The sequence below is a fragment of the Stenotrophomonas sp. GW821-FHT09E08 genome (assembly GCF_059416125.1).
The window spans coordinates 119,932-142,494 of the sequence record NZ_JBWKOO010000001.1 but is presented as its reverse complement, the minus strand read 5'-3'; the positions used below and the strand labels follow the sequence as shown (position 1 = coordinate 142,494).

At 67.1% G+C, this 22,563-nt stretch carries 18 protein-coding genes and 3 tRNA genes; 7 read left to right on the top strand and 14 right to left on the bottom strand.

What is annotated here, in order from left to right:
- Positions 1–350: 350 nt before the first annotated feature.
- Together AC07M7_RS00725 and AC07M7_RS00720 are read right to left on the bottom strand one after the other, a co-directional pair.
- Positions 351–437: transfer RNA gene (locus tag AC07M7_RS00725), tRNA-Leu, on the bottom strand.
- Positions 438–487: 50 nt separating this feature from the next.
- Entirely contained in the window at positions 488–1,387 is a 900-nt protein-coding gene (locus AC07M7_RS00720) for a LysR family transcriptional regulator (RefSeq protein ID WP_495206535.1), read from the bottom strand.
- Positions 1,388–1,486: 99 nt separating this feature from the next.
- Between AC07M7_RS00720 and AC07M7_RS00715 the strand changes: the two genes are divergently transcribed.
- Entirely contained in the window at positions 1,487–2,233 is a 747-nt protein-coding gene (locus AC07M7_RS00715; protein WP_065722395.1) for a sulfite exporter TauE/SafE family protein, read from the top strand.
- Between the two features lie 130 nt (positions 2,234–2,363).
- Here AC07M7_RS00715 and AC07M7_RS00710 read toward each other — a convergent pair.
- A tRNA-Leu gene (locus AC07M7_RS00710) sits at positions 2,364–2,450 on the bottom strand.
- 182 nt (positions 2,451–2,632) lie between these two features.
- A tRNA-Leu gene (locus tag AC07M7_RS00705) sits at positions 2,633–2,717 on the bottom strand.
- 128 nt (positions 2,718–2,845) lie between these two features.
- On the opposite strand from AC07M7_RS00705, the gene rnr reads away from it, so the two are divergent.
- The 3 genes from rnr to rlmB all read left to right on the top strand — a co-directional run bounded on the left by rnr (position 2,846) and on the right by rlmB (position 6,721).
- Positions 2,846–5,305, top strand: a complete 2,460-nt coding sequence (gene rnr / locus AC07M7_RS00700; RefSeq protein ID WP_046983114.1) for a ribonuclease R — start codon at positions 2,846–2,848, stop codon at positions 5,303–5,305.
- Positions 5,306–5,388: 83 nt separating this feature from the next.
- Positions 5,389–5,883 carry a GFA family protein gene (locus AC07M7_RS00695; RefSeq protein ID WP_046983113.1) on the top strand — a complete coding sequence of 165 codons (495 nt, stop codon included), beginning with the start codon at positions 5,389–5,391 and terminating at the stop codon, positions 5,881–5,883.
- A gap of 94 nt (positions 5,884–5,977) precedes the next feature.
- Positions 5,978–6,721 carry a 23S rRNA (guanosine(2251)-2'-O)-methyltransferase RlmB gene (gene rlmB / locus AC07M7_RS00690; protein WP_012510538.1) on the top strand — a complete coding sequence of 248 codons (744 nt, stop codon included), beginning with the start codon at positions 5,978–5,980 and terminating at the stop codon, positions 6,719–6,721.
- 159 nt (positions 6,722–6,880) lie between these two features.
- Here the strand turns inward: rlmB and AC07M7_RS00685 are convergent, their stop codons facing one another.
- The 3 genes from AC07M7_RS00685 to AC07M7_RS00675 are packed head-to-tail and all read right to left on the bottom strand — an operon-like array spanning position 6,881 to position 11,510.
- Entirely contained in the window at positions 6,881–8,320 is a 1,440-nt protein-coding gene (locus tag AC07M7_RS00685) for a TolC family protein (protein WP_495206534.1), read from the bottom strand.
- Positions 8,317–10,275: a MacB family efflux pump subunit gene (locus AC07M7_RS00680; RefSeq protein WP_337301992.1), complete on the bottom strand. Its 1,959-nt coding sequence runs from the start codon at positions 10,273–10,275 to the stop codon at positions 8,317–8,319. The genes AC07M7_RS00685 and AC07M7_RS00680 overlap by 4 nt, the downstream gene beginning before the upstream one ends.
- Positions 10,272–11,510 carry an efflux RND transporter periplasmic adaptor subunit gene (locus tag AC07M7_RS00675; protein WP_495206533.1) on the bottom strand — a complete coding sequence of 413 codons (1,239 nt, stop codon included), beginning with the start codon at positions 11,508–11,510 and terminating at the stop codon, positions 10,272–10,274. The genes AC07M7_RS00680 and AC07M7_RS00675 overlap by 4 nt, the downstream gene beginning before the upstream one ends.
- A 204-nt stretch (positions 11,511–11,714) precedes the next feature.
- Between AC07M7_RS00675 and AC07M7_RS00670 the strand changes: the two genes are divergently transcribed.
- The 3 genes from AC07M7_RS00670 (at position 11,715) to AC07M7_RS00660 (ending at position 17,063) form a co-directional block, all read left to right on the top strand.
- Positions 11,715–12,443, top strand: a complete 729-nt coding sequence (locus AC07M7_RS00670) for a response regulator (RefSeq protein WP_004151313.1) — start codon at positions 11,715–11,717, stop codon at positions 12,441–12,443.
- 6 nt (positions 12,444–12,449) lie between these two features.
- On the top strand, positions 12,450–13,859 hold the full coding sequence (locus AC07M7_RS00665) for an ATP-binding protein (RefSeq protein WP_046983109.1): 1,410 nt from the start codon (positions 12,450–12,452) through the stop codon (positions 13,857–13,859).
- A 177-nt stretch (positions 13,860–14,036) separates the two neighbouring features.
- Positions 14,037–17,063: a two-component regulator propeller domain-containing protein gene (locus AC07M7_RS00660; protein WP_495206532.1), complete on the top strand. Its 3,027-nt coding sequence runs from the start codon at positions 14,037–14,039 to the stop codon at positions 17,061–17,063.
- 285 nt (positions 17,064–17,348) lie between these two features.
- Here the strand turns inward: AC07M7_RS00660 and rnt are convergent, their stop codons facing one another.
- From rnt to pstB, 7 genes are all read right to left on the bottom strand, one after another.
- The gene (rnt, locus tag AC07M7_RS00655; RefSeq protein ID WP_004151343.1) at positions 17,349–17,999 is read right to left on the bottom strand and encodes a ribonuclease T; all 651 of its coding nucleotides are present in this window, start codon (positions 17,997–17,999) and stop codon (positions 17,349–17,351) included.
- Positions 18,000–18,168: 169 nt separating this feature from the next.
- Complete coding sequence (locus tag AC07M7_RS00650) at positions 18,169–18,690, bottom strand: HvfX family Cu-binding RiPP maturation protein (protein ID WP_495206531.1); 522 nt, start codon at positions 18,688–18,690, stop codon at positions 18,169–18,171.
- A 22-nt stretch (positions 18,691–18,712) separates the two neighbouring features.
- On the bottom strand, positions 18,713–19,468 hold the full coding sequence (locus AC07M7_RS00645) for an HvfC family RiPP maturation protein (protein WP_495206530.1): 756 nt from the start codon (positions 19,466–19,468) through the stop codon (positions 18,713–18,715).
- A complete protein-coding gene (locus AC07M7_RS00640; RefSeq protein ID WP_495206529.1) occupies positions 19,461–20,336 on the bottom strand; it encodes an HvfB family MNIO-type RiPP peptide maturase in 876 nt (291 codons plus the stop codon). The genes AC07M7_RS00645 and AC07M7_RS00640 overlap by 8 nt, the downstream gene beginning before the upstream one ends.
- A complete protein-coding gene (locus AC07M7_RS00635) occupies positions 20,323–20,682 on the bottom strand; it encodes an HvfA family oxazolone/thioamide-modified RiPP metallophore (protein WP_136638639.1) in 360 nt (119 codons plus the stop codon). Before AC07M7_RS00635 ends, AC07M7_RS00640 begins: the two co-directional genes overlap by 14 nt.
- A 256-nt stretch (positions 20,683–20,938) precedes the next feature.
- Positions 20,939–21,652 (bottom strand): phosphate signaling complex protein PhoU, encoded by a 714-nt coding sequence (gene phoU / locus AC07M7_RS00630; RefSeq protein ID WP_136638638.1) that lies wholly within the window; start codon positions 21,650–21,652, stop codon positions 20,939–20,941.
- A 70-nt stretch (positions 21,653–21,722) separates the two neighbouring features.
- Complete coding sequence (gene pstB, locus AC07M7_RS00625; RefSeq protein ID WP_005408788.1) at positions 21,723–22,553, bottom strand: phosphate ABC transporter ATP-binding protein PstB; 831 nt, start codon at positions 22,551–22,553, stop codon at positions 21,723–21,725.
- Positions 22,554–22,563 lie beyond the last annotated feature (10 nt).

The window sequence follows — 22,563 nt, the reverse complement described above, 5'->3', positions numbered from 1 at the left end:
TCCTGCCACAAGTACGATGCCGCCGCTGACCCAGCCGGCAGTGGCCGGCAGGTGGCTGCCGACGAATGCGCCGCAGACAAGGGCGGCAACAGAAACAACCGCGTACGCTTCCCTGGAAGCGCCATATTCCGTCTAGGAGAAGTACGAATTCGAACGAAACGTGGAATGGATCCCGAAAAGGTTGTCGCTCAGGGCGTGATAGCGACGCGCCGGTGGGAGCTCGCACGAGCAGATGGCTGCCAGGGAGGTGCCGGATACGACACACTGAGCGGCAATCGCAATGCATCGCGCATCCCAAACCGCAGGCATGAAAAAACCCGCTTGCGCGGGTTTGATCATTTGCTGAGTCATGGTGCCCAGGAGAGGACTCGAACCTCCACGAAGTTGCCCCCGCTAGCACCTGAAGCTAGTGCGTCTACCAATTCCGCCACCTGGGCGACTCAGGAGAAGAATTTTGCGGCATGGCAGCGGATGTGTCAACACTGTTTCACACTTTTTTTTCTGCTTCGACGCCGAGGTGAAGCAGCAGGCTGCGCATTGGTGGCGAAAGCGCTTTCCAGTGTGGGAAACAGGCGCACAGGCGACGCTGTGCCCACGCATCGGCAAGCGGCACTGCAACGGTATGCGTACTGCGCCGATGCTGGCGGGCGATGGAGCGCGGTACGATACCGAGGCCGATGCCGTGGCCGATCATGACGCACACGCCTTCGAAGGTTTTCATGCGGATGCGGACGTCGAGGCGGCGACCAATGTCGCGGGCCTGGTCTTCGATGTAGGTCTGCAGTGCGTTGCCATCGGCCAGCGCGACGAAGGTCTCGCCCGCCACGTCCGCGAACGCCAGCGTGCGCTGCGGGGCGAAGCGGTGATCGGCCGGCAGCAGCAGCATCAGCGGATCTTCGGCAACCACGTGCTGCTGCAGTCCGTCAGCGTCGACCGCGTCGCTGATGATGCCGGCCTCGGCCTGGCCGGCACTGATCGCGCGTACAACTTCAGGGCTGGTGCGTTCCAGCAGTTCTACATGCAGTCGCGGCCGTTCGGCCAGCCAGGGGGCCAGCCGCGACGGCAGGTAGTTGGTCAGTGCGGCGGTATTGGCGTACAGGTGCAGGGTGCCGCGCGCGCCATGGGCGAACGCCTGCATTTCGCCGCGCAGCTGCGCCTGCTGCTGCACGATCAACCGCGCATGATGGGCGAGAGCGGCACCGGCTTCAGTGAGGCTGACCCCGCGCGGATGCCGGGTCAGCAGGGCTGTGCCGGCGTCGGCTTCGATGGCGCGCAGGCGTTCGCTGGCAGAGCCCAGTGCCAGGTTTGCCTGTGATGCACCGGCCGTGATGCTGCCCGCTTCGGCGATGGCCAGGAACAGGCGCAGGTCGGCAATGTCCATCCGCATGTGTTGTCCTCCTCGTGACACCAGAGCCTTCGGTTCAACCGAAGGAAGGGCCGGGAAGACCGCATTGTGCGCCGATGGCCTGCCCGATCCAATGACGGCATGAACGAAACGACGTACTTCTATTTTCTGCTGGTGGCGGTGTTCGTGCTGGCGGGCGTGGTCAAGGGTGTGACCGGCATGGGCCTTCCGACGGTGGCGATGGGCCTGCTGGGCAGTGCGCTGTCGCCGGTGGCGGCGGCCTCGATGCTGTTCATTCCCACCTTTGTCACCAACGCGTGGCAGTTGTTGTCGGGCCCGTCGCTGGGGCCCATCGTGCGGCGGCTGTGGCCGATGATGCTGGCCGTGGTGGTGGTGACGCTGGGTTCGGCCGCGCTGCTGGTACGGGTGGATCGCACCTGGTCGCGCGTGGCCTTGGGCATGGCGCTGGTGATCTATGCCGCGTACGCGCTGTTTGCACCGGTGTTCCGCGTGCCAGAACGGCGCGAACGCTGGCTGGGGCCGCTGGTGGGTGCACTGTCCGGCATGGTGACTGGTGCGACCGGCGTGTTCGTGATGCCGGCGGTGCCGTACCTGCAATCGCTGGGGCTGCAGCGCGAAGAGCTGGTGCAGGCGCTCGGGCTGGCGTTCACTGTGTCGACGATTTCACTGACGACAGGTCTGGTGCTGCATGGCGCGTTCGGTATCCAGCAGCTGGGCCTGAGCGCGTTGGCGGTGGTGCCGGCACTGCTGGGCATGTGGCTGGGGCAGGTGATCCGGCAGCGGATCAGCGCACGCGTGTTCCGCGCGTGTTTCCTCGGGTTCCTGCTGCTGCTCGGGCTGGAGCTGGTGCTGCGGCCGTTGTTCTGATGGAGGTCGCCGCGCATGGCCCGGCGAACACCGCGGTCCGCCTTTGTAGAGTCGAGCAAGCTTGACTCTACGCGCCCCGGATCACAGACAAGAAAAAACCCGCTTGCGCGGGTTGTTTTCTTTCTCGACATGGTGCCCAGAAGAGGACTCGAACCTCCACGAAGTTGCCCCCGCTAGCACCTGAAGCTAGTGCGTCTACCAATTCCGCCATCTGGGCGTCGAGGAGGAGAATTATGGGGTGTTGTTACGGAGGTGTCAACACTTCTGGATGAATCCCGCGATGGATTCTGGCGATGGGGCCAGAGCCTTTTCTTCGCAGGAAGGGATCCGCCCCGGTGCCGGGGTCAGAGCCGGATTCCAGGCAAAAAAAATCCCCGCCGAAGCGAGGAGTTTTTTCGTTGGTGCCCAGGAGAGGACTCGAACCTCCACGGTTTTACCCGCTAGTACCTGAAACTAGTGCGTCTACCAATTCCGCCACCTGGGCGTTCCAGAGGCGCAATTGTGAAGATGAATTGGCAGCCTGTCAACGACTTCCCTCAAATTTCTCATGCAGGTTCTTCAAAAGGCGCGCTGACCCGTTCTGCACGCCATCAACGGCTACCATGTAGGGCGATGACTACCAAAAAACCAAGCAAGGGCGGGACCACGTCCCGCAGCCAGGCCCCGAAGAAGGGCGCCAAGGCGGGCGCAGCCCGCACCACCAAGCCGGGCAAGCCGCTGCCGGGCTGGCTCCCGGAACTGGCCGACGGTGGCGCTCCGCCACGTGGCCGCAGGATCCGCAGCACTGAGGCGCCGGGCCCGGCCCCGGGCCGCAAGCTGCCGCCGACCGGCAAAGTGATCGACGATCCCTATGCCGCCCGCGAAGCAGAGAAATACGAACAACCCATCGCCAGTCGCGAAGCCATCCTGGCCCTGCTCGAGCGTTGCGAAGGACCGCAGACTGCCGAGGAGCTGGGTGCACGCCTGGGCTTGGGCGCGCCTGACCGTGCCGAGGCGCTGTCGCGCCGCCTCGGCGCCATGGTCCGTGACGGCCAGCTGGTGCAGAACCGCCGCGGCGGCTTCGCGCCGATCCAGACCCTCAACCTGGTCACTGGTGTGGTGATCGCCAACCCGGAAGGGTTCGGCTTCCTGCGCCCGGTCGAGGGCGGCGACGACCTGTTCCTGCCGCCGTATGAAATGCGCAAGGTGATGCACGGCGACAAGGTGCTCGCCCGCGTCACCGGCATCGACCACCGTGGCCGTCGCGAGGGCAGCATCGCCCGCGTGCTGGAACGTGGCATGACCCGCCTGATCGGTCGCTTCAGCATCGAGATGGGCATCAATTACGTGGTGCCCGATGACAAGCGCATCCAGCGCAACGTGCAGGTACCGCCGGACCAGACCGGTGGCGCGCGCGATGGCCAGCTGGTGGTCTGTGAACTGACCCAGGCTCCGGACAGCCGGCGCCCGCCGATCGGCCGCATCATCGCGGTGCTCGGCGACAAGCTGACCGCCTCGCTGGTGGTGGAGACCGCCATCCACGGCCATGAACTGCCGTTCGAGTTCCCGCAGGAGGTGCTGGACGAAGCCGCGTCGGTGCCGCTGGTGGTGGAACCGGCGATGATCGGCGACCGCGTCGACCTGCGCAGCACGCCGCTGGTCACCATCGATGGCGAGGACGCCAAGGATTTTGACGACGCGGTGTACTGCGAGCCGAACGCCGATGGCTTCCGCCTGGTGGTGGCCATTGCCGATGTCTCCAACTACGTGCGTCCCGGCACGCCGCTGGACGAGGAGGCACAGAAGCGTGCGACCTCGGTGTACTTCCCGGGCTTCGTGGTGCCGATGCTGCCGGAGACCCTGTCCAACGGTATCTGCTCGCTGATGCCGAAGGTCGATCGCATGTGCTTTGTCTGCGACATGCAGATCGACCGTGATGGCGTGGTTTCCCACTCGCGCTTCTACGAAGCAGTGATGAACTCGCACGCACGCCTGACCTACACCCAGGTCTGGCAGGCGGTGGGCGAGGACGATGCCGGCGCGAAGGCGTTCATCGGCGACCTGCTGCCGCAGGTGCAGCGCCTGCACCAGCTGTACAAGGTGCTGGCCAAGGCGCGCGCCAAGCGTGGCGCCATCGAGTTCGAGAGCAGCGAAGTACGTTTCGTTCTGGACAACCGAGGCGAAGTGACCCAGGCCGGCATGCTGGTGCGCAACGACGCACACAAGCTGATCGAGGAATGCATGATCGCGGCCAACGTGGAGGCAGCGAAGTACCTGCTGTCGCGCCATGTGCCGGCCCCGTACCGTGTGCATGAAAAGCCGCCGGAGACCAAGTACGCCGACCTGCTGGAGTTCCTGAAGGAATTCAAGCTGAGCCTGCCGCCGTGGTCGAAGGTGCGCCCGGGCGATTACACCAAGTTGCTGAAGAAGATCCGCGATCGCCCCGATGCAACGCTGCTGGAGTCGGTGCTGCTGCGCAGCCAGAGCCTGGCCGTGTACAGCCCGGACAACAACGGTCATTTCGGCCTGGCACTGGAGGCGTACGCGCACTTCACCTCGCCGATCCGCCGCTATCCCGACCTGCTGGTGCATCGCGCGATCAAGCACGCGTTGTCCGGCAAGCCGCTGGACAAGTTCACCTACAACGCGCGCGAGATGGCGGCGTTGGCGCTGCAGTGTTCCGAGCGCGAGCGTCGTGCCGACGAGGCCGAACGCGAAGTCGACGAACGCTACCGCGCGGCGTGGATGGAAAAGCACGTGGGTGGCCAGTTCGATGGCGTGATCAGTGGCGTGACCAGCTTCGGTCTGTTCGTTGAGCTGGCCGATTCGAAGGTGCAGGGCCTGGTCCACGTGACCCAGTTGCCGCAGGACTATTACAAGTTCGATGCGACCCGCAAGACGCTGACCGGTGAGCGCCGTGGCAGCAGCTACCGGTTGGGTGACCAGGTACGCATTCTGGTGCTGAAGGCCAGCATGGAGGAACGCAAGATCGACTTCCGCCTGGTCGAGCACAAGGGCGAGGAAGAAGGTGACGGCCTGCCGCCGCTGCCCGAGCGTGGCAAGCCGACCAAGCGCACGAAAAAGAAGTATTGAAAGGTGTGCCGACCAACGGTCGGCACCTACCTCACCTGGTAGGTGCCAACCTTGGTGGGCACGACGTTACGGAGGAACCCACCATGCAGGGCCAACCCGAATACAGCGGCGGCTGCCAGTGTGGCGCGATCCGCTTCCAGGCGCGCGGTGAACTGACCGACAGTTCGATCTGCCATTGCCGGATGTGCCAGAAGGCGTTTGGTGCCTACTACGCGCCGCTGGTCTCGGTGCGCGGCGTGCAGTTCAGCTGGACCCGCGGGCAGCCGCGCTATTTCCAGTCGTCCAACGTGGTGCGGCGTGGCTTCTGCGCCGACTGCGGTACCCCGTTGACCTATGAAGCCCCCGACGGCGTGGCCGTGGCCGCTGGTGCCTTTGACCAACCCGAACGCCTGCCGCCGACGATCCAGTACGGGGTGGAGCGCAAGCTGGGGTTCGTCGACAGCCTGTCCAGCCTGCCGGCGCGGCGCACGGAGGAGGACATCGCGGCCTTGGAATTCCTGGCCACGATCGTGTCCCACCAGCACCCCGACCACGACACCCCGCACTGGCCGCCACGCAGCCGCTCCGCCGAAGGCTGAGCGGCGGGTAGCGCCGGGCCGTGCCCGGCGAGCGCGCAGCGCGGTCGGCGCCGATGCTCTACCATAGCCACCCCCTATCCGGTTCGGCCCCCGCATGAGCAAGAACAGCCAGTGGATCGTCGGCGTCAACGCCGTCGCCTCCTCCATCGAGAACGACGCCGAGAACGTCCGCGAAGTGCTGGTCGAGGCCGGTGCAAAGAACCCGCGGCTGACCGAGATCGAGGAAAACGCCCGCCGCAAGGGCATCGACGTGCGCAAGGTCAACAGCCAGGCGCTGGACGGCGTGGGCGGTTCGGTACGCCACCAGGGCGTGGCCGCACGCTATGCCGCGGCCCGCACCTACAGTGAGAACGAGCTGGAAGGCCTGGTCACGGCCGCCGAAGGCAAGGCCCTGCTGCTGGTGCTGGACGAGGTGCAGGACCCGCACAATCTCGGCGCGTGCCTGCGTTCGGCTGCCGCGGCCGGCGCCACCGCGGTGATCATTCCCAAGGACAAGTCGGCCTCGGTGAATGCCACGGTGCGCAAGACCTCGGCCGGTGCCGCCGACCTCATTCCGGTGGTGGCGGTGACCAACCTGTCGCGCTGCCTGAAGGACCTGCAGAAGCAGGGTGTGTGGATCTACGGCCTGGCCGGTGAAGCCACCGCCTCGTTGTACCAGCTGGACCTGAAGGGCAACATCGCGCTGGTGTTGGGCGGCGAAGCCGACGGCCTGCGCCGCCTGACCCGCGAGAACTGCGATGGCCTGGTCAAGATCCCGATGCCGGGTGAGATCGAGAGCCTGAACGTCTCCGTCGCCGCCGGCGTCAGCCTGTTCGAGGCCGTGCGCCAGCGCGGTTGATCGGCTTTCCGGTAGCGCCGGGCCATGCCCGGCGGATTGCTTCGCCGGGCATGGCCCGGCGCTACCGGCGATCCGATTCACGCATGGCGTGGATCGGCCGTGTCGACCAAGGTCGGCACCTACCGGTAGTCGCCAACCTTGGTTGGCGCTCCCGCCGCCTTACCCCGCGCTGCCGCCCAGTGCCTTGAACAACGTCACGTCGTTGTTCAGCTGGCCCTGGCGCACACGCGCCAGCGACAGCTCGGCGTCGCGCCGGGTCTGCTGTGCTTCCAGCCAGGTACGCAGGTCGGTGGCACCCACGCGGTAGCGCACTTCCTGCGCGCGCTCCACTTCCACCGCTTCGTCGTACGAGGCCTGCGAGGCCGCGACCTGGCGGATCAGCTGCTCGCGTGCCGAGAGTGCGTTGTCCACTTCCGAAAGCGCGGTGTACAGCGTCTTGCGGAAATTGGTTGCAGCAATCTGGTACGCGGTGCCGGCGATGTCCGTATCCAGCTGCGCGCGCTGCAGGTTGAGGAACGGCAGCGACAGGCCGGTGCCCAGGGTGGCCACCGGGTTGCGCAGCACGTCACCCAGCGAGGTCGCACTGGAGCCAAGGCTGCCAGTGAGGCTCAGCGCCGGGTAGTACTGGGTGGCGGTGACCTTGATGGTCTTCAGGCTGTTGCGCAGCCGCAGTTCGGCCGCGCGCAGGTCGGGACGGCGGCCAAGCAGGTCGGTCGGCAGGCCCTCGGCAATGCTTGGGCTGCGAGCGCCGAGCAGGTCCTGCGGTTCGTCCTGCTGCGGCCACGGCGTGCCGTCCAGCAGGACCGTCAGCGCATTGCGCACTTCCACACGCTGCTGTTCCAGTGCGCTCTGCGAGGCCCGCTGCGACTGCAGGTTCTGCAGCGCCTGGCGCACTTCCAGGCGCGACACCGCACCGGCGTCGAAGCGTGCCTGCACCAGTTCCCGGGTACGCTCCAGCCGCTCCAGGTTGGCCTGGCCGGTGGCGATCGACTGGTTGAGATAGGCCAGCGTCCAGTACTGGGTGATGCTGTCGCCGATCACCAGCAGCGCGGTGTTCTGGCGGTCTTCCTCGCTGGCCTCGGCTTCCCAGCGGGCAATGTCGCGCTGGGTGCGCAGGCGGCCCCACAGGTCGACCTCCCAGCCCAGCGACACGCCGGTGGAATAGCTGCGGCGCCAGTCGTCGGTCTGGTCGGTGGCGCGGCTGGCGCTGCCGCTTACGCCCGAGGACGAGGGCTGCGGCCACAGCGCGTTGCTGGCCAGGCCGGCCTGCAGGCGCGAACGCTGGACGGCCAGACCGGCAGCGGCCAGGTCGCTGTTGGCGGCCAGCGCCTGTGCCACCAGGCGGTCCAGGCGCTCATCGCCGAAGCCGGTCCACCAGGTGTCCTGGCGGATGTCGCGACCGGGGGTATCCAGGCTGCTGCGTGGCTCATCGGCCGGTGCGTTGAGGCTGGCATCGCCACGCCCATAGGCAGCCGCCACGCTGGGGTCTGCCACCGGATAGCGGCCCATCGATGCGCAGCCGGACAGGGCGAGCAGTACGGCGCCCGCCAGCAGCAGGCGCGAGGGAGCAGGGAAGGGAAGTCGGGTCATCATCTTCATTCGCGGGCCAGGGCCTCCACCGGGTCGAGCTGCGCGGCATTGCGCGCGGGCAGGAAGCCGAACGCCACGCCGATCAGGGTCGAGCAGGCGAACGCGGCCACGATCGAGGCGGTGGAGAACAGCACCTGGAAGTCGCTGGCGAAACGGCCGATCATCGAGCCCAGCAGCAGGGCCAGGCCGATACCGAGCAGGCCACCGAGCAGGCACACCAGCACCGCTTCGATCAGGAACTGCTGGCGGATATCACTCTGCCGTGCACCGACGGCCATGCGTACCCCGATCTCGCGGGTACGTTCGGTCACCGACACCAGCATGATGTTCATCACGCCGATGCCGCCCACCAGCAGCGCGATGGCAGCGATGGCGCCGATCAGCAGCGTCATCGTGCGCGTGGTCTGCTCGATGGTCTGGCGGATCTCGGCGCTGTTGCTGAGGAAGAAGTCCTCGGTGCCATGGCGCATCGTCAACAGGCGGGTGATCGCCTCCTGCGCCGCATCCATCGGCGTGGCGTCGTCCACGCGCACGGTGATGCTGGACACGTGGCTCTGGCCGAGCATGCGCGACATCACCGTGGTGTAGGGCAGCCACACGCTCAGGCTGGTGCTGCCGCCGAACCCGAAGCTCTGGCGCTTGGCCACGCCGACCACGCGCGCCGGCACGTTGCCGAGCAGGATCACCTGGCCGATCGGGTCGGTATCGGGGAAGAACTGGGTCTGGGTGTTCTCGTCGATCACTGCGACCTGGCCGAGGCCTTTCACCGCGTCACTGTCGAAGAAGCTGCCGCTGAGCAGGGTCACGCCCTTGACGCGGAAGAACTGCTCGCCAACGCCGCTGACCTGGGCGGTGGAGGACTGGTTGCGGTAACGCGCGGTGACCGAGGTCGATACGCTGGGCGTGGAGCTGTCGACGTAGCTCTGCCGGGCCAGCGCATCGGCATCACTGGCCTTGAGCGTCTGTACGCGGGCCGAGCGCATGTCGCCGAACCCGCGGCCGGGGTAGACGTCGATGGTATTGGTACCCAACGCACTGATGTTCTGCAGGATCTGCTGCTGCGAACCGTTGCCCAGCGCCACCACCGAGACCACCGAGGCGATGCCGATGATGATGCCGAGCATGGTCAGGAAGGTGCGCAGGCGGTGTGCGTTCATCGCCAGCAGCGCCATGCGGAACGCTTCGGTGAAGCGGTCGCGGGCGGCGCGCCAGCTGTTGCCGCGGGCGACGCCGGTGCTGGCCTCGCGCTGCGCGCGGTAGGTCGGCGCGTTCGGGTTGGCGCGGTCGGCAATGATCTCGCCGTCGCGGATCTCGATGATGCGCTGCGCGTGCTCGGCCACGCTCATGTCATGGGTGACGATGATGATGGTGTGGCCTTCGGCGTGCAGCTCGCCGAGGATCGCCATCACTTCCTCACCCGATTTCGTGTCGAGCGCACCGGTCGGTTCGTCGGCCAGGATCACCTCGCCGCCGTTCATCAAGGCGCGCGCGATCGACACGCGCTGCTGCTGGCCACCGGACAGCTGGCCCGGCTTGTGATGCATGCGGTCACTCAGGCCCAACCGCTGCAGCAGCTGCTCGGCACGCGCGTTGCGCACCGGGCCGGGGCTGCCGGCATACACCGCCGGCACCTCCACGTTGCCACGCGCATCGAGGTCGCCCAGCAGGTGATAGCGCTGGAAGATGAAGCCAAAATGCTCGCGGCGCAGTTCGGCCAGCTCGTCCGGTTCCATCTTCCCGGTTTCGCGGCCGGCCACCTGGTAGCTGCCACGAGTGGGGCGGTCGAGGCAGCCGAGGATGTTCATCAGCGTCGACTTGCCCGAGCCGGATTGGCCGACAATGGCCACCATCTCACCGGCGTGGATGTCGAGATTGACGTCGCGCAGCACGGCGATCACATCGTCGCCGGCCGGGAATTCGCGTCGCAGGTCGCGCAGGCGCAGCAGCGGCGCCATCGTGCTCATCGGCGCCCCATGCCCGGGCCGCCGACCCGCATCTGCATGCCGCCGCGGTTGCCGCCGCCAGCGGCTGCCGCAGCGCCGCCTTCGCCGACCACCACGCGCTCGCCTTCCTTCAGGCCGGACAGGACCTCGACGTTGGCGCCGTTGTTGATGCCGACCTTGATCTTGCGCGGCTGCGGTTGGCCCTTGTCATCGACCACCCGCACGATGCGCTCGCCATCGCGCGACTTCGGTCCCAGTGCAACGGCCGGCACCATCAGCACGCCCTTGGCCTGCTTGAGCAGCACCGATACCTGTGCGGTCATGTCGATGCGCAGGGTGCCATCGGGGTTTTCGACGTCGAACAACGCGTTGTAGTAGACCGCGCTGCTGGAGCTGGAACTGGACGAGCTGCTGGAACTGGACGAGCTTTCGTTGGCGATCGACGCCGGTGCCGGATTGATCTGCCGCAGCGTGGCGTGGTACTTGCGGTCCGGGTCACCCAGCGTGGTGAAGTACACCGGCATGCCGGCCTTGATCTTGACCACGTCGGCCTCGGACACCTCGGCATTGACGGTCACCACGTCCAGACGTGCCAGCATCACGATGGTCGGCGCGGTCTGGTTCGCGTTCACCGTGCGGCCTTCCTCGGCCACTACCGCCACCACGGTGCCGTCCATCGGCGCGACGATGCGGGTATAGGCCAGGTTGGCACGGGCAGTGCCCAGTTCGGTTTCGCGGCCCTTGATCTGCGCCTCGTAGGACTGCAGCTGCGCACGCGCAGTCTTCAGCTGGGCCTCGGCGGCGTCGTATTCCTGACGCGAGGTGGCTTCGGCAGCCAGCATCTGCTGCTGGCGTGCGAACTCCAGTTCGGCCTGGCGCAGGGTGGCCTGCTGCACTGCGCGCTGCGCGGTCACCTGGTCCAGCGAGGCCTGCGCGTTGAGCACCTGGTTCTGCTGGGTGGTGGCGTCGATCTCGGCGATCAGGTCGCCTTCCTTCACCGTATCGCCCAGCTGCACCTTCAGCGACTTGATCTGGCCGGAGGCCTGCGCGCCGACGCTGACCAGCTTGTAGGCGTCGATCACGCCGGTGGCCTCCACCGTCTGCTCGATGTCACCACGGCTGACCGGGGTGGCGGCGACCGCCGGGGCGGCGGGCTTGCGCAGCAGCCACCAGGCGGCCACGGCGACGATCAGGGCAAGCAGGGCGATCAGTATCAGGCGACCCCGACGGGTCGCAGGCAACAGGCGGAACGTCACGTCGTGGCTTCACTCTCGGGGCCGCGGTGGCGGCGTTGGTGGGCATTGTGAAGACCGGGCGATGGACGGCTCAATCCTCAGGGTATGTCTCTATGTAACACTGTCGGTGAATACGCGTAACCACAGGTATCCCGCCCATGGCTGGATACACTGGTACGCATTGCCCCGGATGCGGTTCAGCTGCCGACACGGGATGATCGCGACATGGAGACTGAAAACCCGATGCATCGACTGCTGATCGTCGACGACGACAACGACATCCGCACCCTGCTGGCCGAGCAGCTCGGCCGTGCCGGCTACCAGGTGAGCACCGCGGCCGATGGCACCGCCATGCGGCAGCTGCTGGACCGTGAGCATGTGGACCTGATCGTGCTCGACCTCAACCTGCCCCGCGAAGATGGCCTGACCCTGTGCCGCGACCTGCGCGCGCGTTCGAACACGCCGGTGATCATGCTGACCGCACGCGCCGAGCCGATCGATCGCGTGCTGGGCCTGGAAATGGGCGCCGACGACTACCTGGCCAAGCCGTTCGAACCACGCGAGCTGCTGGCGCGGATCCGCAACGTGCTGCGCCGGACCGAGGCGCTGCCGGCCAACCTTGAGCCGCTGGCGGTGCGCCGCGCGCGCTTCTCGCGCTGGGTGTTCGATCTGGAACATCGTCACCTGGTGGACCCGGATGACCGCGTGGTGGTGCTGTCCGGCGCCGAATTCCGCCTGCTGCGGGTGTTCATCGCGCATGCCAACAAGGTGCTGTCGCGCGAGCAGCTGGTCGCGCTCAGCAGTGGCCGCAACTACGAGGCGCAGGACCGTGCGATCGACCTGCAGGTCAGCCGCCTGCGCAACAAGCTCGGTGATGACGGCGGTCCGGATGGGCTGATCAAGACCGTGCGCAACGAAGGCTACGTGCTGGCCTCGGCCGTCAACCTGGAATAAGCCGCGATGAAGCGCCTGCGCCACTTCATGTCCTCGATGGTCGGGCGCTTGTTCGTGATCCTGCTGCTGGGCATGAGCGTGGCCGCGATCGGCGCGACCATGCTGGCCACCTCCAAGCGCCAGCAGGAATTCGAGCGGCAGAACCTGAACCGCATCGCCGATCGCCTGCAGGGCTACGTCAACCTGCTCGATGGCAACCCCGAACTGCGCGAGCGCCTGCTCGAGATTGGCGGGCCGAGCGTGCGTGCGCTGCAACCGGGTGCACGCCTGGGGCGGGCCGATACCGCGTTGATGGAAGTGCTGGATGACCGGCCGGGCCCGGTGTCGCGTGCACACGTGCACTTCGCCTCGTTCCGCTCCTGCATTCCCAAGCTGCAGGACCTGTTGCCGCCACCACCGCCCGGGCACCGCAAGCGTCCGCGCGAGCGTGATCCGGCGTTCATCCCGCCCAAGTGCCGCGCGGTGGACGTGACCCTCAACGACGGCACGCTGCTGAAGCTGGCGCTGGATTCGCCGGCGGTGGCGCACAACGGCATTCTCGCCGTCGACCCGTGGTTCCTGACCCTGCTGGTGCTGGCGATTGCCGTACTGGCGTACATCGTCGCGCGCATGGCCAGCGCACCGCTGCAGGAACTGGCGGCGGCGGCCGAAGATCTTGGCGACGACCTGCAGCGCGATCCGCTGCCCCTGCGCGGTCCGCGTGAAGTGCAGCGCGCTGCCGAGGCCTTCAATGCCATGCAGCACCGCCTGCAGCGGCACCTGGCCGAACGCACGCAGATGCTGGCGGCGATCACCCATGACCTGCAGACGCCTCTGACCCGGCTGCGCCTGCGCCTGGAGAACGTCAGCGACGAGACCCTGCGCGAACGCCTGATTGGCGATCTGGCAGCGATGCAGGCACTGGTGCGCGAAGGCCTGGAGCTGGCCCGCAGCGCTGAGAGTGCCGAGCAGCGCGCCGCGCTGGACCTGGATTCGCTGCTGGAAAGCATCGTCGAAGACACGGCCGAGGGCGGTGGCGATGTGGTCTTCGAAGGCGGCAGCGGGGCGGTGCTGATGCTGCGTCCGCTGGCCATGCACCGCTTGTTCTCCAACCTGGTCGACAACGCGGTGATGTATGCCTACCGGGTGCGGGTACGGGTCGAGCGCAGTGGTGGCGCCATCACCGTGGTGGTGGCCGATGATGGCCCCGGCCTGGCCGAAGATCAGCTGGAGGCGGTATTCGACCCCTTCGTGCGGGTGGAGACCTCGCGTTCGCGCGAGACCGGCGGTGCCGGGCTGGGCCTGACCATCGCCCGCGCCCTGGCCGAAAAGGATGGTGCTCGCCTGTGGCTGCGCAACCGTGCCGAAGGTGGGCTGGAAGCGGTGGTGCAGTGGCCGGCCAGCGCGCAGGTGACGCCACCGGGGCGCGGCGGCTGACTATCGCCGTCCCCGAGCGGTGACGCCGGGGGCGGGGTTTCGCCTATCATCTGCGTACTTCCCCAGTTCCTCTTCAATGAGCCAGCCCGTACCCGCCGGCATGCCGTACCGCGTTGCCCGGCCGTTCCCGCACGCTGCCAGGCCTGGCAGCCGCACCTGGCCACCGCCGCTGCGCTGATGGGCGGACAGGGGGACAACGAGCGCTGGGTGGAGCGCTGTGGCACGGGATTCGGTCGGGCATTGCGGCAGGGCCTGCTGTGTCTGCTGCTGATGCTGTCCCTGCCGGCCGTGGCGCAGGAGGGCGCACCGCCGCTGCGCGACTACGCCATCGATGTATGGACCTCGCGCAACGGCTTGCCACACAACTCGCTCCGGGACATCGCGCAGACCCCTGAAGGCCACCTGTGGTTTGCCACCTGGGAAGGCCTGGTGCGTTACAACGGCCTGGATTTCACCGTGTTCGACCGCAGTACCCGACCGGGACTGCGCGACAACGGCATCGGCGCGCTGCTGGTCGACCGCCAGGGCGGATTGTGGATCAGTGATTCACGCGGCAACGTCAGCCATCGCGGCAGCGACGGCCAGTGGCGGGTCTGGGAGCATCAGGCCGGTACCCCGCAGGTGCTGATCCAGTCCATGCAGATGGACAGCCAGGGGCGGCTGTGGCTGCTGTACGAGGGCAAGGGCATCGGCTACCTGGTCGCGGACAAGGGCATTGTCTATCAGGCGCCGGCGGCTGACCTGCCGTTGGCGATGAGCTTCACCAAGCTGGTGGTCGACGCACAGGACCGGGTCTGGATCGGCACACTCGACGGGCTGGTGCTGCGCGACAACGATGGTGTGCTCAAGCGTGCGCCGGCGGCCTGGGGACTGGGCGCGGGCAGTGGCCTGTCATGGCCATACCGGGCGCCGGATGGCGCGTTGTGGATCGTCGCCGGCGAGCGCCTGTACCGCGTGGAGGACGATCAACTGGTGCTGGTGCATCGCCTGCCGGGCCAGTTGCATCTGACCTCGATGCTGCAGGACCGCCATGGCGACCTGTGGCTGGGCACCGAGAACCAGGGGCTGCTGCGCATCTCCTCACATGGCCTGGAGCGGTTGCCGGCTGGCCTGAACCTGCCGGGCGGACGCGTGGTCAGCCTGCGCGAGGATGCCGAGGGCAGCATCTGGGTGGGTGCCAACGGCGGCTTGTACCGCCTGCGCGAAACGCTGTTCAGCAGCTACACCGAGCGCGATGGGCTCAGTGGCGACTACGTGCGCACTGTGTTCGAGGATCGCGACCGCCAGCTGTGGGTGGGCAGTGCCAGCGGCCTGGACCTGCAGGCGGCGGACGGTCGCTTCCGCGCGGTGCCGCTGCACAACCGCGGAGGCAAGGCACCGTCGGTATTGAGCCTGGCGCAGGGCCCGGACGGTGACCTGTGGGTCGGCACCTTCGGCGATGGCGTCTACCGGCTGGGCCGCGATGGTCGCCTGCGCCACACCTACGCAGCGGCCGACGGCATGCCTGGCGGCAACATCCGTGCGATCAGCGTCGACCCGCAGGGCGTGGTCTGGGCCGGCACGCAGAAGGGGTTGGTACGCATCGACGGCGACCGCGTGCAGGTATCGAGCGTGCAGGGCATGCCCAGCGGCCTGATCACCGCGCTCGAGCATGACCACCAGGGCAATCTGTGGATCGGCACCATCGAAGGCATCCGCGTGCTGCGCGGCGATCGCGTGCAGTCGACCGACCTTGCACCGTTGGGCGGTGGCCGCAGCGTGTTCGGTTTCCACCAGCTGGGCGATGCGATGTGGATCAGCAGCGACCGCGGCCTGTACCGCTGGCAGCACGGAACGCTGGCGCGGGTCGGGCTGGAGCAGGGCATGCCGGTGGACGCGGTGTTCCAGCTGGTGCCGGACCGCCTGGGCAACGTCTGGATCAGCAGCAACCGCGGCGTGCTGCGCACCGACATGGCCACGCTCAATGCGGTTGCCGACGGGCGCGCGCCGCGGGTGGTGGTGGAGCGCTACAACGAGATCGATGGCATGGCCAACGCGCAGGCCAACGGCAGCTCCAGCCCATCGGCGATCCTGCGCCAGGACGGCACGTTCTGGGTGGTCACCGCTGGTGGCCTGAGTACGGTGGATCCGCAGCGCCTGCAGCGTTTCCGCGAACGCCCCTCGCCACCGGCAGCGATCGAAAGCGTGCAGGTGGATGGCGCGCCGGTGCACTGGGAAGGCCCCGAGCGCAACTACATCCCCGGCGGGCGCCGGCTGGCGGTGAGCTATGTCGGCCTGAGCTACCTCATGTCCGATCGCATCCGCTACCGCACCCGGCTGGACGGACTGGATGCCGGCTGGGTCGAGCGCGGCCCGCAGCGCAGTGTCGAATTCGTTGGCCTGCCGCCGGGTGATTACACCCTGCATGTGGCGGCGGCGCATCCAGGCGGCAGCTGGGCGCAGCAGGAAGCAGTGTGGAGCTTCACCGTGGAGCCGTTCTGGTGGCAGCGACGCAGCGTGCAGGCACTGGGAGGCCTGCTGCTGCTGGCCGCGCTGGTGGCGTTGTACCGGTTGCTGCTGCAGCAGCTGAAGGCCAGCAACCTGCGCCTGGCGCGGCGTGTGGACGAGGCCACTTTCGACCTGCAGGCCAAGACCGTGCACCTGCAGGCGCTGAACCAGGAAAAGACCGAATTGGCCGAACGGTTGGCGCGGCAGGCCGAGGCCTTCGAGCGCCAGGCGCGCGAAGACGCGCTGACCGGCCTGGCCAACCGTCGTGCCTTTGATGAAACCCTGGCGCGCGATTTCGCCCGCTCGCAGCGCAGTGGCCATCCGCTGTGCCTGGTGGTGCTCGACATCGACCACTTCAAGGACGTCAACGACCGCCACAGCCACAGCATCGGCGATGCGGTGCTGGTGCAGGTGGCAACGGTGATCGCCGCCGCCTGCCGTGACTCGGACCTGCCGGCGCGAACCGGCGGCGAAGAATTCGCGCTGCTGCTCAACGACACCCGCCTGGAAGAAGCCGCACAGCTGTGCGCACGCCTGCGCGGCCTGTTCCACGACCATTCCGACTGGGCTGGCGTGGACGGCCTGCGCGTGACCTTCAGCGCAGGCCTGGTGGAGCTGGATGCCGACGACCGCACCCCGGCGCTGCTGTACCAGCGCGCCGACCGCGCGTTGTACCGTGCGAAGAGTGACGGCCGGGATCGCACGAGCATCGGTTGATCCAATGCAAAGCATCCACGCATGGCGTGGATCTACTGGCATTGCCGTACCAACAGTCGGCACCCATCGAGCGCAGCGACCCGCTGTTGCTCCCGCTTTTCTGATCTTCCCGTGGCGCCCGGGAAACTGTCAAAGGCCGGGCAGGGTGGGTTCGCGGGGGTATCCGCGCCATGGATGGCGCGGCTAAGCCCCCAAGGATGGGTTTACGGCGTCCCCCGCGAATCCATCCTGCCCGGCCTCACCCGCAATGCCGATTCGCCACGAGGGGCTCCGCCGTTGGCTGCTTCACCGCGGCCAGGCGTTGGCGATCGTGCAGAACAGCCGCGCCGTCTGCTCGGTGTCGTACACCGCGCTGTGCGCCTCGTTCGCATCCCAGCCCAATCCGGCGGCATTGGCCGCACGTGCCAGCACCGTCTGCCCGTAGGCAATACCGGCCAGCGTCACCGTATCGAACACGCTGAACGGATGGAACGGATTGCGCTTGTGGCCGGTGCGCGCCACGGCGGCATTGACGAAGCCGAGGTCGAAATGCGCGTTGTGGCCGACCAGGATCGCGCGCTGGCAACCGTATTTCTTCATGGCCGCGCGTACCGGGGTGAAGATGTGGTCCAGTGCCGCCTTCTCTTCCTTCGCCAGCCGGAACGGGTGGTCGAGGATGATGCCGGTCACTTCCAGCGACTTCGGATCGATCTCCAGGCCCTCGGCCGGCACCACGTGGGCACTGGCGGTCTGGCCGGGGTAGAGCAGGCCGTTCTCGTCCATCTCGATCGGCACAGCGGCGATTTCCAGCAGCGCGTTGCGCTGGCTGTCGAAGCCGCCGGTTTCCACGTCCACCACCACCGGCAGGAAGCCGCGGAAGCGTTGTGACATCGCGCGCTGCGCCTGGGGGACTGCGGAATCGGGAGCGGCGGCAGGTGCGGGGGTGGGGTCAGTCATGCGTGAATTCTAGCAGAGCGACCCTGAGCGCCCGGCTGGCCCGTGGAGCACGGGATGCCTGGGTGGGGGTGTGTCGACCCAGGTCGACACCTACCGGTGCACCACACGCTCGGGATCCCGGTAGGTGCCAACCTTGGTTGGCGCACGGTGCGCCGACCAGGGTTGGCGATTACCGGACTGCGGGCCGCGCCGTCGTGGCCGAGGGAGACCACTGCGCCAACCACGCATCCACGCTCAGCCTGCCGGCACCGGTGAAGATCAGCGGCAGCAGCATGGCCATGAACAGCACCGGCAGCTTGAAGTTGCCGAAGCCCTGGTCGCTGATCGCATAGCCCATGGCGAGGTCGGCCAGCGAGTTCCATTCCATCGGCCAGTGCACCGCATAGGTGGCCACCACGGTCAGCACCAGCAGGCTGGCGGCAGCGAAACGGGTGCCGAACCCGAACAGCAGGCAGGCCGCGCCGATCAGTTCGAACCAGGTCGCCAGCTGCCAGTTCAGCGCGGCCGGCAGCTGGTCGAACGGGAACGGGAAGGCGTCCTGCAGGTCGGCGAACCAGTTCTGGCCGTGCAGTTTCTCGCGGCCGGATTCGAAGTATTCCCAAGCCAGCAGCAGGCGCAGGCCGAGCGGGGCCAGCCAGGGGGCGAGACGGTCCAGCTGGCCGCGCGCGGCGGCCAGGGTCGGAAGGTTCATCAGGGTCTCCGTGGGAGGGGCGTCAGGGAGGAGCTGTGAGCGGGCCGATCACGCCGGCCTGCAGGAACTGCTGCAGCAATGCGGCTCCGGGTCCGGCCAGTACGTCTTCGGCCAGACCATGCGCACTTGCCAGTTGCTGCAGATAGGCATGTCCATCGAGGCCAGGTTGTTCGCCGATGCTGGACAGCAGGTACACCGCCAGTGGACTGAGTGCGGCGAACCGAACTTCACCGTCAGCTTCGCGGCGCACCAGCAGGCCGGTCGGTTCGGCCGGCGGCTGCGTTGGTGCATCCTCTGCACCGAGTCGATGCACCGGCCACCGGTACAGCAGCGGCCAGGCCAGTGGTGAGCGCTGCAGCGGTACCTTCAGCGGATCGAAGTTGCCGGGTGCCGGCAGCGGCTCGGCCTGCAGCTGGTACAGCGCGGTCTCCACCCACTCGTAATGAGCAAGTTCGGCCAACGCCGGGTGCGGCAGTTGTGGCTGCGCCTGCAGCCACTGCACGAATTCGGCGGCCAGTTCGGTGAACAGCGGCGTCTGGCAGCGATAGGTGGCGAAGTACTGGCGGACCAGCGCACTCCAGGCCGGTTCTCCGAGCAGGCGCACGCAGACCGGGAAGCCGTTGCTCAACAGGCCGAGCAGGTTGTTGGACAGCAGCCGCTGGTATACCGCCACCCGCCGGGGTTCCAGCCCGGCCGGTGCGGCCACCGCCTGCGGATCACGCAGGTGCGCGGTGAACGCGTGCTGTTGTGCGCGCAGACTGTCGGGAGCATCAACCATGCGCTTTCTCGGCGTGCGTGGCCTGCAGGCGGCGGATGGTCTGCAGCTCAGCCTGCAGTTCTGCATAGGGCGGGAAGTTGAAATCGCGTTCGAGCAGGGTCGGGCGCGCGCCGATGCGTGCATAGGTACGCGCCAGCAAATCCCAGACCGGGTCGATCACGGCACTGCCATGGGTATCGATCTTCAGGTCCGGTGCCTCATCCAGGTGCCCCGCCACGTGCAGGCAGACGATGCGCTGCGCGGGCAGTCTGGCGATGAAGGTGTCGGCGTCATAGCCGTGGTTGCAGGCGTTGACGTAGACGTTGTTGACGTCCAGCAGCAGGTCGCAGTCGGCTTCGGCAAGTACCGCGTTGGTGAAGGCCAGTTCGTCCATCGCCGGTTCCGGTGCCAGGTAGTAGGAGACGTTCTCCACCGCGATGCGGCGGCCGAGAATGTCCTGCACGCGCGCGATGCGTGCCGCGGTATGGCGCACGGCTTCGTCGGTGAAGGGAATCGGCAGCAGGTCGTAGAGGTGGCCGTCGTCGCTGCAATAGCTCAGGTGTTCGCTGTACAGCGGCACGCGGTGCGTGTCGAGGAACTGGCCGACCTGCTCCAGCAGCTGCGTATCCAGCGGCGCGCTGCCGCCCAGTGACAATGACAGGCCATGGCAGCTCAGAGGATGGCGCTGTGCCAGTTCGGCCAGTGCATCACCGGCCGGGCCGCCGACATGGATCCAGTTCTCCGGCGCACATTCGAGGAAGTCGAAGTCACCGGCCGGCGCATCGCGCAGATCCTGCAGCAGCGCCCGGCGCAGGCCCAACCCGGCGGCCGCCGCACGAAGCGGCGACCGCGGGTGGACGACGCTGGCGCGGACGTCAGTGCTTGGCACCGCACTTGCCTTCGCCGCACTTGCCTTCGGCCGACTTCTTGTCGCCGGCCTTGGTCTTGGCACCCGCGGCAGCGCCGGTAGCGGCCTTGCCCTTGTCGGCGCCGCACTTGCCTTCAGCGCTCTTGCCGTCGGCACCACATTTGCCTTCGGCATGCTTGGTCGCATCAGCGGCCATCTTGGTGTCCGCTGCCTTGGCATCGGTGGTGGCCTTGGCGGCCTGGCCAGCGACCAGATAGCCCTGGGCCAGGTCACTCATGCTCAGCGCCGAGGCGCTGGCGGTCATGCCCAGGCCAGCGGCCAGGGCGGTAGCAGTCAGCAGGGACAGGGTCTTGTTGGAACTGCTCATCGGTGGTGCTCCTGGGTGGTGGGCGGATGCCCGGGTAGCCGGCAGGGATGCCGGTGGAAGCGATGGTGCAGCGATCCTACTCAACGAATCCTCGCCAAGAACTCAAATTTTCGTGAGGTTTGCTACAGAAGGGGAGACCAGCGGCCCGGTAGGCCACGCCATGCGGGGATGAACCGCCGGAACGCCCAAAACAAAAAGGCCGCTGTCAGCAGGACAGCGGCCACCTTGGAGTCAACTCCGGTGTTGCAGTGCAGTATCAGATCTGGCCGGTGCTGGACGTCTCGTCGCGTTTTTCACGCGGCGGCAGCGGCTGCTCGCCATGCACCAGGAACCACACGTTCTCGGCGATGTTGGTGGCATGGTCGCCCACGCGCTCCAGGTTCTTGGCCATGAACAACAGATGGGTGCACGGGGTGATGTTGCGCGGGTCTTCCATCATGTAGGTCAGCAGCTCGCGGAACAGCGCGGTGTACTGCGCGTCCAGGCGGGCGTCGTCCTCGCGCAGTTCCAGCGCGGCGTCGGCGTCATTGTCGCGGTAGGCGGCAATGGCACGGCGGACCTGCTGCGCGGCCAGGCGGCCCAGCGCACGCAGGCCCTGGATCTGCGGCAGCGGCGGCACCTTGCCCAGCGCGATCGAGCGCTTGGCGACGTTGGCAGCGTAGTCACCGATGCGCTCGATGTCGGCCGGAATGCGCAGGCCGGCGAGGATCTCGCGCAGGTCGCGCGCCATCGGGCCACGCAGCGCCAGGCGCATCACGTCGTGGCTGATCTGCTGCTCCAGGGCATCGATCGCTTCGTCGTTGGCGATGATGCGATGGGCAGCGTTCTCGTCGCGCTTCTCGATCACGTCCATCGCCGCTTCCAGCTGGGCGACGGCCATCTCGCCCATGCGCACGATTTCGGCCACCAGGCGCTGCTGCTCTTCGTCGTAGCTCTTGACGATGTGGTCGTTGGGAAGATTCATGTTCATTCCACTCTGTAGAGTCGAGCCTTGCTCGACTGACGTTGTCTGTAGAGTCGAGCCATGCTCGACTGACGTTTCAGCCGAAGCGACCGGTGATGTAATCCTCGGTCTGCCGCTGCGACGGCTGCGAGAAGATCACTTCGGTGCGGTCGTGCTCGATCAGGTCGCCCAGGTACATGAAGGCCGTGTAGTCGGACACGCGCGCGGCCTGCTGCATGTTGTGGGTGACGATCACGATCGTGTACTCGTGCTTGAGTTCTTCCACCAGCTGCTCGATGCGGCTGGTGGAGATCGGGTCCAGCGCCGAGGTCGGCTCGTCCAGCAGCAGCACCGACGGGCGCAGGGCCACCGCACGGGCGATGCACAGACGCTGCTGCTGGCCACCGGACAGGCCCAGTGCGCTCTGCCCCAGCTTGTCCTTCACTTCGTCCCACAGCGCGCCCTGGCGCAGCGCCTGCTCGACGCGGTCGGCCATGTCGGCCTTGCTCAGTTTCTCGTGGTGGCGGATGCCGTAGGCCACGTTCTCGAAGATGGTCATCGGGAACGGCACCGGCTTCTGGAACACCATGCCCACCTTGCTGCGCAGGCGGTTCATCGGGTACTTCGGCGACAGGATGTTCTCGCCGTCCAGCAGCACTTCACCACGCGCTTCCAGCTTCGGGTACAGCGCGTAGATGCGGTTGAAGATGCGCAGCAGGGTCGACTTGCCGCAGCCGGAGGGACCGATCAGCGCGGTCACGCGCTTTTCCGGAATCTCCAGGTTGATGCCCTTCAGGGCATGGAACTTGTCGTAGTAGAAGTCCAGTCCACGCGCAGCCAGCTTCACCGGCGACGGCGTGTGCAGGCTCTCGTGCGAGGACGGCACGGCGATGCGCTGCATCGGCACGGCGTTGGAAAGGTCGTTCATGGCGTTATCC